The 13,401-nt window shown below is 35.3% G+C and carries 10 protein-coding genes; 6 read left to right on the forward strand and 4 right to left on the reverse strand.

The window, feature by feature from the left end; translation table 11 throughout:
• Window positions 1-30 precede the first annotated feature (30 nt).
• Complete coding sequence (locus E0H99_RS13530) at window positions 31-2,028, forward strand: TonB-dependent receptor (RefSeq protein ID WP_131996532.1); 1,998 nt, start codon at window positions 31-33, stop codon at window positions 2,026-2,028.
• On the opposite strand, the gene nadB is transcribed toward E0H99_RS13530, so the two are convergent.
• From nadB to E0H99_RS13550, 4 genes are all read right to left on the reverse strand, one after another.
• A complete protein-coding gene (nadB, locus tag E0H99_RS13535) occupies window positions 2,017-3,582 on the reverse strand; it encodes an L-aspartate oxidase (RefSeq protein ID WP_131996535.1) in 1,566 nt (521 codons plus the stop codon). The genes E0H99_RS13530 and nadB overlap by 12 nt on opposite strands.
• Window positions 3,582-4,511, reverse strand: a complete 930-nt coding sequence (nadA, locus tag E0H99_RS13540) for a quinolinate synthase NadA (protein WP_131996538.1) — start codon at window positions 4,509-4,511, stop codon at window positions 3,582-3,584. Before nadA ends, nadB begins: the two co-directional genes overlap by 1 nt.
• A 162-nt stretch (window positions 4,512-4,673) precedes the next feature.
• A complete protein-coding gene (locus tag E0H99_RS13545; RefSeq protein ID WP_131996541.1) occupies window positions 4,674-6,482 on the reverse strand; it encodes a hypothetical protein in 1,809 nt (602 codons plus the stop codon).
• A gap of 102 nt (window positions 6,483-6,584) precedes the next feature.
• On the reverse strand, window positions 6,585-7,265 hold the full coding sequence (locus E0H99_RS13550; protein WP_131996544.1) for a Crp/Fnr family transcriptional regulator: 681 nt from the start codon (window positions 7,263-7,265) through the stop codon (window positions 6,585-6,587).
• Window positions 7,266-7,378: 113 nt separating this feature from the next.
• Between E0H99_RS13550 and E0H99_RS13555 the strand changes: the two genes are divergently transcribed.
• The 5 genes from E0H99_RS13555 (at window position 7,379) to E0H99_RS13575 (ending at window position 13,399) form a co-directional block, all read left to right on the forward strand.
• Window positions 7,379-9,799, forward strand: a complete 2,421-nt coding sequence (locus tag E0H99_RS13555; RefSeq protein WP_131996547.1) for a heavy metal translocating P-type ATPase — start codon at window positions 7,379-7,381, stop codon at window positions 9,797-9,799.
• Window positions 9,800-9,880: 81 nt separating this feature from the next.
• Window positions 9,881-10,084 (forward strand): cbb3-type cytochrome oxidase assembly protein CcoS, encoded by a 204-nt coding sequence (ccoS, locus tag E0H99_RS13560; protein ID WP_131996550.1) that lies wholly within the window; start codon window positions 9,881-9,883, stop codon window positions 10,082-10,084.
• A gap of 28 nt (window positions 10,085-10,112) precedes the next feature.
• Window positions 10,113-12,296: a cytochrome-c oxidase, cbb3-type subunit I gene (ccoN, locus tag E0H99_RS13565; protein WP_131996553.1), complete on the forward strand. Its 2,184-nt coding sequence runs from the start codon at window positions 10,113-10,115 to the stop codon at window positions 12,294-12,296.
• A gap of 11 nt (window positions 12,297-12,307) precedes the next feature.
• Window positions 12,308-12,487 (forward strand): cbb3-type cytochrome c oxidase subunit 3, encoded by a 180-nt coding sequence (locus E0H99_RS13570; protein ID WP_131996556.1) that lies wholly within the window; start codon window positions 12,308-12,310, stop codon window positions 12,485-12,487.
• Window positions 12,488-12,505: 18 nt separating this feature from the next.
• Window positions 12,506-13,399 (forward strand): cbb3-type cytochrome c oxidase N-terminal domain-containing protein, encoded by an 894-nt coding sequence (locus E0H99_RS13575; RefSeq protein WP_131996560.1) that lies wholly within the window; start codon window positions 12,506-12,508, stop codon window positions 13,397-13,399.
• Window positions 13,400-13,401: the final 2 nt, after the last annotated feature.

Genomic DNA, 13,401 nt, shown 5'->3' on the forward strand with positions numbered 1-13,401 from the left:
TATTTGTGGCCTTTTTTAAACTATTTCATTATGAAAAAGACAGTATTTCTTTTATTGTTACAATTTATTGGCGCAATCTCACTTTCTGCCCAAGAACAATCTAAAGACACCATTGTTCCTAAAATCCTAAACGAAGTTATTGTAATTGGTAAAAAAGCGCAATTGTATCAAAAACAACCTAAACCATTAGCCACTATTGACGAATATTTGCAACAGTCCAGTAAAGTCGAAATTATTAAAAGAGGCGGTTATGCTTGGGAGCCAATCATTAATAGTATGGCAACCGAAAGAACATTAATAACCATAGACGGAATGCGCATTTTTGGCGCTTGTACCGATAAAATGGATCCCATAACTTCCTATGTTGAAATTTCTAATTTATCGGAAGCAACCATAAAATCCGGGCAACAAGGTGGTTGTCATGGAGCAACGATTGGCGGTGCTATTGATTTAAAAAGAAACCGAAGCAAATTTACTGATTTAGGCTGGGAAGCTGCTGTAAATACCGGTTTTGAAACCAATAGCAAACAGAAAATCATTGGAACTGCGATTAATTACGTCGATAGTTTGTTTTATGTGAATACCGACTTTATGTATCGGGATGCCGAGAATTATACTTCTGGAAACAATCAGGAAGTTTTGTTTTCACAATTCAAAAAATTTAATGTTTCGACAACTTCTGGTTTTCTATTCAATAAAAATAAACTTATAGAAGCATCGCTGATCTATGATAAAGCAACCGATGTTGGTTATCCGGCACTTCCAATGGATGTTTCTTTGGCGGAAGCCTTAATAACTTCCTTGAAATTTGAGTATGCTCCAAGATTGTCGAAAATAAAAAATTGGGAAACCAAAATATATTACAATACCGTTACGCATAGAATGGATGACACAAAACGACCTTTGGTTCCCATTCACATGGATATGCCCGGTTGGAGTGATACTTATGGATTTTATTCGAAAGTAAAAGGGACTTTTAAAAACCATAATTTTATGGCGGATTTGAATTCTTTTTATAATCGTTCCATTGCCGAAATGACCATGTATCCGAGCAATCCAAACGAAAATGTGATGTTTATGTTTACTTGGCCAGATGTGAGGACTTGGTATGGAGGATTGTTTTTAGAAGACAATGTAGTTTTGAATCCGTATTCTAATTTGAAATTTTCTGCAAGCCTGGCAAATCATTTGAATAAAGTTGCCAATCAGTTGGGTTTAGAAAGTTTACAGATTTTCTATCCCAATATAAAAGATAGCAAAAACCGAATTTTAAAAAGTATTTCATCGAATTATTTTCACAACAAAAATGGTTTTGAGTATGGTTTCGGTTTAGCGTATGGGGAGCGGGCATCTTCGGTTTCAGAAGGATACGGGTTTTATTTGTTTAATAGTTTTGACCGATATGATTATATTGGAAATCCGGAATTAAAAAACGAAAAATCAGTTGAAGGAAACGTTTCTTTGGGATATGCGAAAAAAAAAATGAGCGCTAAAATAACGTCTTCTTATTTCCATATTTCCGATTTTATTGTCGGAAAACCAGACCCAACTTTTATTCCAATGACTATTGGCGCCAGCGGTGTAAAAATGTATACGGCGCTGGAGTATGCCACAGTTTTCAACGCAGATTTGAATATTGAATACCAAATTACTGACAATTTGAAAGGGAAGGGCCAGTTAGTTTACAATTACGGAAAGGACTTTGAAAAGAGAAATTTGCCATTTATAAGTCCGTTGCGATATTCAGCGTCATTAAATTACAAAGTGAATAAATTTTCCACCGAAATTATGGTTCAGGGCAATGCTACGCAAACCCAGTTCAGCCCTTTTTATGGCGAAGACAGGACGCCAGATTATGCGATTTTAAACCTTGCTTCGAGTTATTCGTTTACTATTGAAAAAAGTAAATGGAATATTAGAGCGGGTATTGAAAATATTCTGGACACTTATTATTCCTCTTTTTCAGATTGGAATAATATTTCCAGAAAAGGAAGAAATTTCTTTTTGAATATTAATTTAGGGTATTAATCGTTTAATTTTTTTTCTATAATTATAACTGGGTGCAAACTTCAGAAAACCACCGCAATTTTGGTCCCTTTCGATAGATTGTTGCACGATTAAATTTCCAATAGTAATCATATTACACAATTCGTACAACTGAGTACTGATTTGGTTGTTTTTATTTATGGTTTCCAATTTGTCTTGCCATTGCATCAATTGTTCTTTTGCTTTACGCAAATCAACATCAAAACGCACAATTCCGGCATTTTGGCGCATTAAAAATTGCAATTCGGTTTTGATCTTAGTAATGTAATCTGGATTTATTTTAGGTTTTGGTTCTAATTCCCAATCAGAAATTGAACTGATAAAAAGGATGTTTTCGAAAGGAGTTTCTGCTAAATAGTTATAAATTTTGTCTGAATAGACCAAAGCTTCCAGCAAGGAGTTGGACGCTAGTCGATTGGCGCCATGCAGGCCTGTACGGGAACATTCGCCACAAGCAAATAGATTTTCTATGGATGTTTTTCCATTTTTATCAACTACAATTCCGCCACAGAGATAATGTTGTGCGGGAACCACGGGAATCCAATCTTTTGTAATGTCTATTCCAGTCTTTTTGCAGTGCTCGTAAATCATCGGAAAATGTTTTATAAACGGCTCTAAATCTAAGTGAGTGCAATCTAAATAGACGCAATCATTCCCCGTTTTTTTAAGCTCCAAATCGATACTTTGGGAAACGATATCCCGGGAAGCCAATTCGGCTCTGTCATCATAATCAAGCATAAACCGATTGCCTTTTTTGGTGCGTAAATACGCTCCAAAACCGCGTACTGCCTCCGAAATTAAAAACTTCGATCCAATAGAAATATCATATAACGCGGTAGGATGAAATTGAATGAATTCCATGTCTTTAATGTTGGCATTCGCTCGAAAAGCCATCGCAATTCCATCGCCTGTCGCAATTATTGGATTGGTGGTGTGTCCGTAAAGATGTCCAATTCCTCCAGTGGCAAGCAACGTAAAATCAGATTGGAATGAGATAATTTCATTCGTTTTTTGATTTAAAACAAAGGCTCCCAGACACTGATTATTTTCTGTAATCAGATCCAATGCAAAATGATGGTCTAAAACGGTAATGTTTTCTTTTTGATGTACTTGGTCTAAAATTGCACGTTCAATTTCATGGCCAGTTTGGTCTTTATGGTGTACAACCCTGTTCTGGGAATGTCCGCCTTCTTTGCCCAAATCAAAATTTCCTTTGGCAGTTTTGTCAAATTCAGCGCCCCATGCTATAAGTTCTTTCAATCGTTTTGGGCCTTCGGTAATGACCATTTCAACGACTTGAACATCACACAAACCATCGCCGCAGATTAGGGTGTCTTCTATGTGTTTTTGATACGAATCCTCTGTTTCATCTGTAACAATGGCAATTCCGCCTTGAGCATATTTAGTGTTCGATTCATCCGCATTTGACTTGGTTACAATAGTCACTTTTTTGTCGGGAAAACGATCTGCGATTTTTATGGCAAAAGTCAATCCGGCAACTCCTGAACCGATGATTAAGTAATTTGTAGTAATCATTATTTAGATAATTCTAGCATTCGTTCAATAGGAAGCAGTGCTTTTTCTCTAATGTATTGCGGAACAATAATTTCGGGGGTTTCATTAAGCAAACAGTCATATACTTTTTGTAAGGTATTCATTTTCATATAGCCACATTCACTGCAAGCACAGGTGTTATCTTCTTGTGATGGCGCCGGAATCAGTGTTTTATTTGGAACTTCCTGTTGCATTTTGTGAAGGATTCCCGCTTCGGTAGCAACAATAAATTTGTTGTTTGGGTTTGTTTTCACGTAATCAATCATTCCGGCTGTCGAACCAATGTAACTAGCGGTTTCCAGAATATGTGTTTCAGATTCGGGATGCGCAATGATTTTAGCATCGGGATGTAGTTTATGTACTTCTATTAATTTATCCAGCGAAAAAGCTTCATGCACGACACAGGAGCCGTCCCAGAGTAACATATCACGACCTGTTTTATTGATGATATATTTTCCTAAATTCTTATCGGGAGCAAAAATAATTGGCCTGCCTTTTGGCACCGATTCTACGATTTTTACCGCATTAGATGACGTACAAACAATATCGCTTAATGCTTTAATCTCGGCAGAACAATTTACGTAGGTAATGACAATATGATCGGGATGCTGGTCAATAAATTTCTGAAATAAATCAGGAGGACAGGATTCTGCCAGAGAGCAACCTGCTTTTAAATCGGGCAGAATCACTTTTTTGGTTGGGTTTAAAATTTTTGCGGTTTCAGCCATAAAATGTACACCGGCAAAAAGAATAATATCCGCGTCTGCTTTCATGGCTTCTATCGACAATCCCAAACTATCTCCCACATAATCTGCTACATCCTGAATAGCTGCTTCCTGATAATAATGAGCTAAAATAACTGCATTTTTTTCTTTTTTCAATTTCAGTATTCGTTCTTTAAGGTTTTTCATTTTTTCATTTTTAAGAAAACATCATTTATCATGTATTCTCCTGAACAGTGGAATTAATAAGCCATGTTTCAAAACCAAATGCAATTTTTTTAAAACCGAATTGTTTGAAATTAGGGTTCCTGAATTGTAAATGGTTTAAAAAAGATAACCTCGTTTAAAAGACTAATTCTTTACAGGAATTGGAATCGCATTTAACATATTGCTATGAAATTCCAGTTGACTTTGAATTTCATTTTTTGTTTGTTCAAAAAAGTCATTTTCCGATAATAATTTTTTATAATATTCTATTCCGGCTATTAAATTCTCTTTAAATGTGTGTAGTTTTTTTAATTGCGCAACAGAAATTTCGGACGAGGCAGTTGCTATTTGTTCTTTGAAATAAGCCACATACATCTGTAATTCTTTTATGAATACATTTGGACGAGCTGTATTTATTATGGAAATATTTCCATAGATATGTTTTACCATATCCGATAAAGACACTACTCGATCAAAATAAGCCAAATTAGGTCCGGGACAAACAATCACGCCTTGTACTTCTCCTTTTAGTTGTATGTTATTTTCTATCAAAGAAGCATTGGCCAAACCGACACAGAGACACGCTTTTTCGGTAATTTTTCCCTTTGCATTATTAAAATCAGCTTCGGAGATACTATCTTTTTGTTGGTTTAATTCGTCTAACTTAATATCTTGATATTTTTTAGATGCCATACACATTCCTTTATTGGAATATTCTTTGTTTAAAGCTAAAAACTTTTTAGGACAAGAGCTTCCAGCTTTATTCTTATTAATACGTTGTTGTTTCAATATTTCGTTTGTTGTTCCCTTTACGGTATTAAAAGGGACGCCCAAAGGGGAAATGTGACTCGTGTAAAAATCATCTTCTTTAGCATTTGCCAATAATTTTCGGGTAGCATCATCTACTGATGTAGCCTCTGGAACCAATAAAAAAGGAGAACCCCAGCCCACGGAGTCAACCTGATAATGGTTTAATAAAAATTCATGTTCTTCGGCAGTTCCAACGCCGCCTTGCACGGTGATTTTTAAATTCAATGGAGTATTGGGAACATGCATTCCTTTTTGCTCTAACGCTTTCACCATCAAAGTGTGTGCTGCTTGAATTAGTTCGTCTTTCTTTTGTTTGAATTCCTCCATGATTGGCCCCAACAAAAGCCCATCTGTTGCAAAAGCGTGGCCTCCACAATTCAAACCGGATTCAATTCGATATTCAGAAACCCAAAGTCCTTTTTTTGCAAAGAAATTGCCTTGAATCATTGCCGAACGATAATCGCTAACTTTTAATATGATTTTCTTTTTTAAGGTATTGGAAGCATCTGGAAAAAAAGCGTCAAATTTTTCAAAATAACTATACAATCTTGGATTCATCCCCGCCGAAAGCACTACCGATGAAGTTAGTGTACTGTTAGCAAAACCACGTAAAGAGGCATGGGCATCGTTGAACTCTATTGGTAATTGTTCATTTTTATTAAAATTGTCTTTATCGATTTTAGTCATGATATTTACATCAATTTCACCAGGGTAAAGATTTTCTTCGATGAAATTGATAACATTGTCTTTAAGGGCATACCCATTGTCCAATAAATCTTGTAATTTTTGCTTAATTTCCGATTTGTTAGGTAACATCGCAATATACTCTTCTAAAGCGGTTTTGCTTTCGCACAATTCCGTTTTGAAATTTTTGAATTTTTCTTTTACGATTTTATCTACCAGATTCAAATAAGATGTTACACGTTTTGCACGGTAATCATGTATTTTTTGTGTTATTTCTTGGTATGGGAGGTTAAATTGTTTGCTGTAAAAAGCATTCATCTTTTCAATTAGCTCATCATCAATAATTGAAATTACGGAAGAAATCCCATACTTTGCCACTCTAATCGGGCTGTCTATCGTATAGGATAGACCCATTACAGGAATATGGAAAGTGTGTTGTGATTTTTGTACTGTTGTCATGTTATTAAATATAATTATTTTAACAAATGACAAAATTATGTAATGCGGTTATTTCAAAAAATGATATTTATCATGCTTTTATGAAGCGTGTTTCTCAAAAGCTTAGACCGTCATTTTTTTTAATTGGCTGATATCCTTTAAAATAATTTTTTTTCCTGACAATTCTATTAGACCTAATTTCTTGAATTCAGATAACAAACGAATGCAACTTTCGGTGGCTGTGCCAATCATGCTTGCCAACTCGTCTCTTGAAAGTTGGACTTTTAAACTATTATCTTCATTTTTCCCAAAAGTATCCTGCAAATAAAGTAGAGTAACTGCGAGCCTGTCTTTTACATTTTTTTGGGCAAGATTAACCATCAGATCATCGGCCTCTTTTAGATCTCCGCAAATTGTTTTCATCACATTCATCGAAAACTGATTGTTCTTGTCGAAGAAACTCATCACTTCACTTTTTGGAATAAAACAAACCTCCATATCTTCTAGTGCAACGGCACTCAAATTCACGGGTTCATCACTAATCATGGAGCGTTGTCCTAATAATTCACCTTTTGTAACTAGTTTTACAATATGATCTTTACCGTTTGGACTCAATTTGGTTAGTTTGCATACACCATCTTTTATGCAAAAAATTCCATTTACATTTTCACCTTCTTCGAAAATGACTTCTCCTTTTTTTATGGTGCGGGATGTTTTACATTCAGCAAGATGTACTAATTCATTTTTAGTAAGTGCTTTCAATGAGCTGAATTCTCTAACAATACATTGTTCACATTTACTCATAATAGAAAAGGGGATTTAATAACCCAACAAATTTAGACTTTTATATGACAAATGTCATATTTTTAACTTATTCTATTCACAACCTTTGTCTAAGGTAAAATGAGCAAAGATTTATGGACAGACAAAACTGTTTCCATTGTGGTTTAGATATTATAAAAGCGAAAGAAATTATTTTTGATAAAAAAGAATTTTGTTGCAATGGTTGTAAGACCGTTTACGAAATTTTTAGCCTGAATGATATGACTTGTTATTATGATTTTGAAAAATCCCCTGGAGCAACCCCCCAAGACAGTAATGGTAAATATGATTTTTTAGACAATGAAAGTATCGTTTCAAAACTTTTGGAATTCCAAGAGAGTTCAACCGCTATTATTTCACTTAATATTCCACATATTCATTGCAGCTCGTGTATTTGGATTCTGGAAAATTTACAACGTCTTCAAAAAGGAATAAGTATTTCTCAGGTTAATTTTCCCGAAAAGAAAGTTCGAATCACTTATAATCCAGAAGCGGTTTCAATAAAAACGATTGTGCTCTTATTGTGTTCTATTGGTTATGAGCCCTATATCAGCCTGGAAAATTATGAAACAGGCAAGAGCCATATAGACCGAAGTTTGACTTATAAACTAGGTGTTGCCTTCTTTTGTTTTGGAAATATCATGTTACTTTCTTTTCCCGAATATTTTGAAGTTAAGGAATATTGGTTAGACCAATATCGTGGTTTTTTCAGATGGCTGATTTTTGCGCTTTCCCTACCCAGTTTTCTGTATTCGGCAAGCGGGTATTACGTTTCGGCCTATAAAAGCATCAGATCTAAAATGCTTAATATCGATATTCCTATTGCTTTGGGAATTATTGTGATGTTTGTTCGGAGTACGTTTGATATCGTGATGGATTACGGACCCGGTTTTTTCGACAGCTTGACAGGATTGGTCTTCTTTATGCTTTTAGGTAAAATGTTCCAAATCAAAACCTATAGTTTTTTGAGTTTTGAAAGAGATTTCAAATCGTATTTCCCTATAGCAATTACTAAAATCAATACCGATGCTTCCGAAGAAAGTGTGCCAGTTTATGATATTCAAAAAGGCGACAGACTACTCATCAGGAATCAGGAACTCATTCCAGTAGATGGTATTTTAATTTCAGAAAAAGCAGAGATTGATTATAGTTTTGTTACCGGAGAAGCCATTCCGATTACCAAACAATCCGGTGATAAAGTATTTGCAGGAGGAAAACAAATGGGCAAAGTAATCGAAATGGAAGTGTTGCATTCCGTTTCACAAAGTTATTTGACACAATTATGGAGTAATGATGTTTTCCAGAAAAAAGTGGAACAAAAGCATAAAACGATAACAGATAACATCAGCCGTTATTTTACTCCAATCCTTTTATTAATAGCTTTTTCAGGATTTGGATATTGGATTTTTATTGATGCCAATATTGCTTTCAATGTTTTTACAGCAGTGCTGATTGTTGCCTGCCCCTGTGCCTTGGCATTGACGGCACCATTCACTTTTGGGAATGTACTGCGGATTTTAGGTAAACAGAAATTTTATCTCAAAAATGCATTGGTTATAGAGCAATTAGCAAAAGTGGATACTCTAGTTTTTGACAAAACGGGAACCATTACAACCAACAAAAAATCGAATATTTCCTATGAAGGAAATGTGCTTTCAGATGAGAATTTGTTGCTGATAAAAAAGGTACTTCGGACTTCCAATCATCCATTAAGCAGAATGCTATATGATTATTTGCCTGTTTCAATCTTGCAAAACAAATCGGAAAAGGAAACTCCAAAGTTAAAAGTTGATGCTTTTGAAGAAATTACAGGAAAAGGAATTCAAGCTCAAATTTTTAACCAAAAAATTCAAATTGGTTCCGCTGCTTTTGTCGAAAAAATAGACGATAATAGTATTCAGCAAACTTCAGTTCACATTCGAATTAATGCTGTTTATTACGGAAAATTTATTTTTAATAATCAATATAGAGAAGGCTTAGAGGTACTTTTTAAAAGATTAAGCAGTAAATATCAAATCAAAGTTTTGTCTGGTGATAATGAAGGGGAACGTTTTACTCTTGAAAAACTTTTGCCTAAAGGAACGGAACTGATTTTCAATCAAAAACCAGAACAAAAATTAGAATTTATCAAGAATTTACAACAACAAGGTAACAATGTGATGATGGTGGGAGATGGGTTGAACGATGCGGGAGCCTTGGCACAAAGTAATGTTGGAATTTCAATTTCAGAAAACGTGAATGTTTTTTCACCGGCTTGTGATGCGATTTTGGATGCCAACGAGTTTCAAAAATTAGATTATTTTTTAAAACTGTCCAAGAAGTCCATTAGTACTATTAAAATGAGTTTTACATTATCCTTATTGTATAATGTAGTAGGGTTATCATTTGCGATTACGGGGAATCTATTGCCACTAGTCGCAGCCATTATAATGCCTTTGAGTACCATTACCATCGTAAGTTTTGTTAGTGTGATGAGCAGCTATTATGCACGCACTCTAATCCCAAAAGGAAAATAACGAATTAACTTATCGAAGTATGACAAATGTCATATTTTACTAAAGAACGTCAAAGTAACTTTGTTAACACAAATTTAAGGTATGAGTGTCATCTATTTATTAATCTCCATCAGTATTCTGGTTGCAATCGTTTTTTTTATAGCTTTTATAAGAGCTGTTAAAAAAGGTCAATATGACGACGATTATACACCATCGGTGCGAATGCTTTTTGACGATGAGTTAATTCAGTCAAAAATTGAAAAACCTAAAGAGGAAAGTTCAGCAATTTTAAACCTTAAATCTTAGACTTTTAAATAAAAAACAAATTTTAATTATGGAAATGCAGCAGTTTTATTATGACAACAAAATTGTAAAGAAATTCATTTATGCGACCATTGTTTTTGGGGTAGTAGGAATGTTAGTCGGGCTTACATTGGCCTTTATGTTTCTTTTTCCCAATTTAACCGATGGAATTTCGTGGTTGAGTTTTGGTAGGTTGAGACCTTTACATACCAATGCAGTTGTTTTTGCTTTTATAGGAAATGCCATGTTTGCCGGTATTTATTACTCTTTGCAAAGATTGTTAAAAGCCAGAATGTACAATGATTTTTTAAGCAATCTGAATTTTTGGGGTTGGCAGTTAATTATTGTTGCTGCTGTTATTTCATTGCCAATGGGCTACACTTCTTCTAAAGAATATGCTGAATTAGAATGGCCAATAGATATTGCATTAACGTTAATTTGGGTCGTTTTTGGTATCAATATGATTGGAACCATGATAAAAAGACGAGAACGTCATTTATATGTAGCGATTTGGTTTTACTTGGCAACTTTTATTACCGTTGCAGTTTTACATATTTTTAATAGTTTAGCCTTGCCGGTTTCACTAATGAAAAGCTATTCTGTTTATGCAGGAGTTCAGGATGCTTTAGTACAATGGTGGTATGGTCATAATGCCGTTGCTTTTTTCTTAACGACTCCCTTTTTAGGATTAATGTATTATTTTGTTCCCAAAGCGGCGAATCGTCCGGTCTATTCATACCGCTTGTCGATTATCCATTTTTGGTCTTTAATTTTCTTGTATATCTGGGCAGGGCCACACCATTTATTATATTCTGCATTGCCAAATTGGGCTCAGAATTTAGGAGTTGCTTTCTCTATAATGTTGTTAGCGCCTTCTTGGGGAGGTATGATAAACGGACTTTTAACGCTGCGTGGTGCTTGGGATAAAGTAAGAGTGGACCCCGTTTTAAAATTCTTTGTTGTAGCCATGACAGGTTATGGTATGGCTACTTTTGAAGGGCCAATGTTATCACTTAAAAATATAAATGCTATTGCGCATTATACCGATTGGATCGTTGCTCACGTGCACGTAGGGGCACTAGCCTGGAATGGTTTTCTAGCTTTCGGGATGATTTATTGGTTGATACCAAGAATGACTAAAAGTACCTTATACTCTATTAAATTGGCTAATTTCCATTTCTGGATTGGAACGTTAGGGATTATACTTTATACGGTACCCATGTATCTTGCAGGTTTCTTACAGGCTTCAATGTGGAAACAATTTAACCCAGATGGAACTTTGACCTATGGTAATTTCCTTGAAACCGTAACTCAAATCATGCCTATGTATTGGATGAGAGCTATAGGAGGAACAATGTACCTAATAGGAATGCTTGTTTTGGTTTATAATATCATTCAAACAGTACGAAAAGGGAATACTATCGAAGACGAATTAGCTCAAGCACCTGCCTTACAAGTAATCAGTACAGGAAGAATAAAAGGAGAAAAATTCCATCCTTGGTTAGAAAGAAAGCCGATTCAAATGGCAATTTTAGCAACAATAGCCATATTAATTGGTGGTATTATTCAAATTGTACCCACTATTATGGTAAAATCTAATATCCCTACAATAGCCAGTGTAAAACCCTATTCACCCCTGGAACTCGAAGGACGTGATTTATATATTCGCGAAGGTTGTGTAGGTTGTCACTCGCAATCGGTTCGTCCTTTTCGAAGTGAAGTAGAACGGTATGGACCACAAGCCAAAGCAGGTGAGTTTGTATACGATCATCCATTCCTTTGGGGTTCTAAACGTACCGGCCCCGATTTGTTACGAGTAGGAGGAAAATACAATGACAACTGGCATTTTAATCACATGTGGAATCCACAGAGTACTTCTACAGGCTCTATTATGCCCGGTTATAAATGGTTATTTGATAATGAAGCTTTGGATATTTCTTCATTACAGAAGAAAATGGAAGTCATGGCTACTCTTGGAGTGCCTTATAGCGAGGCCCAAATTGCAAAGGGAGCTAAAGACTTAAGAGCACAGGCGATTCAAATTGAAGAAAGCTTGAAAAATGACCCGGATTTTGTGTCGAGTTACAATGAAAGCAAAAAGAAAGCTGAAGCCAAAGGAGAAAAATTTGTACCGATGAATGAAAGAGAAATAGTTGCTTTGATTGCCTATATTCAAAGATTAGGGACTGATATAAAAGTAAAAGAGAATAAGTAAAACTAATAATTATGTTCGAACAAGTTAAACACAATTTAGAGACCATTGCAGGGATTGCCATTTTTCCAATCATTTCCTTGCTCATTTTCTTCACCTTTTTTGTAGGACTTGGAGTTTGGGTCTTTTCTTATAAAAAAGATACAATCCAGGAAATGAGTCAAATTCCTTTGGATGATAATTGTATAGTATAATTTTTTAAAAATTAGAAAATGAAAAAATCAATCCCAGTATACGTTAGAGTTCCTCTTATTTTCTTTGCTGTATTCGGCGCAATGGAATATTTTATTGACTCTGGAGATCGACCGGCTTTTATAAAATTCCCAATGGTTTCGCTCTTTTTATTTGTCTTTCTATTTCTTTTGATAGCTATAGAAATTACAATGAATGCTATTGATAATGTGACTTATCAATTGTTGAGTGAGGAAGAGAAGCTTAAACAAGAAACCACCAGTTCGCTTAGTTGGAAAGAACAACAATGGTACAAAAACCTTAGGAGTAAGTTGACCAATGCTGATTCAGACGGTGACGAAGGGCAATTATTGTTAGACCATGATTATGACGGTATCAAGGAATTAGATAATAATTTACCGCCTTGGTGGGTATATTTGTTTTATGCTTGCGTAGTTTTTGCAGTCGTTTATATGGTTCGTTACGAAGTATTAGGAGCCGATAATCAAGAAATGGAACTCAAAAATGAAATCGCTCAAGCTAAGATTGAAGTTGCCGAGTATATGAAAACGGCTCCGGATCTAATGGATGAAAAAACGGTAACCTTATTAGCGGAGCCTACTGATTTGGCCGTGGGAAAAGAAGTTTTCACCACAAACTGTGCTGCCTGCCACAGAGCAGATGGTGGAGGACAAATTGGCCCCAACCTAACCGATAAAGAATGGGTTTTGGGTGGAGGAATTAAAAACTTGTTTCACACTATAAATAACGGGGGGCGTGATGGAAAAGGAATGATAGCCTGGAAAGGAACGCTAAAACCAAAAGAAATTCAAAAAGTGGCGAGTTATATACTATCGCTGCAAGGAACCAATCCTGCAGACGCAAAAGTAGCCGAGGGAGAAGTTTGGATAGATGAAACCAATTCTGGAAAATAAAA

It is taken from the genome of Flavobacterium sp. GT3P67, from assembly GCF_004349155.1.
Taxonomy (GTDB): Bacteria; Bacteroidota; Bacteroidia; order Flavobacteriales; family Flavobacteriaceae; genus Flavobacterium; species Flavobacterium ranwuense.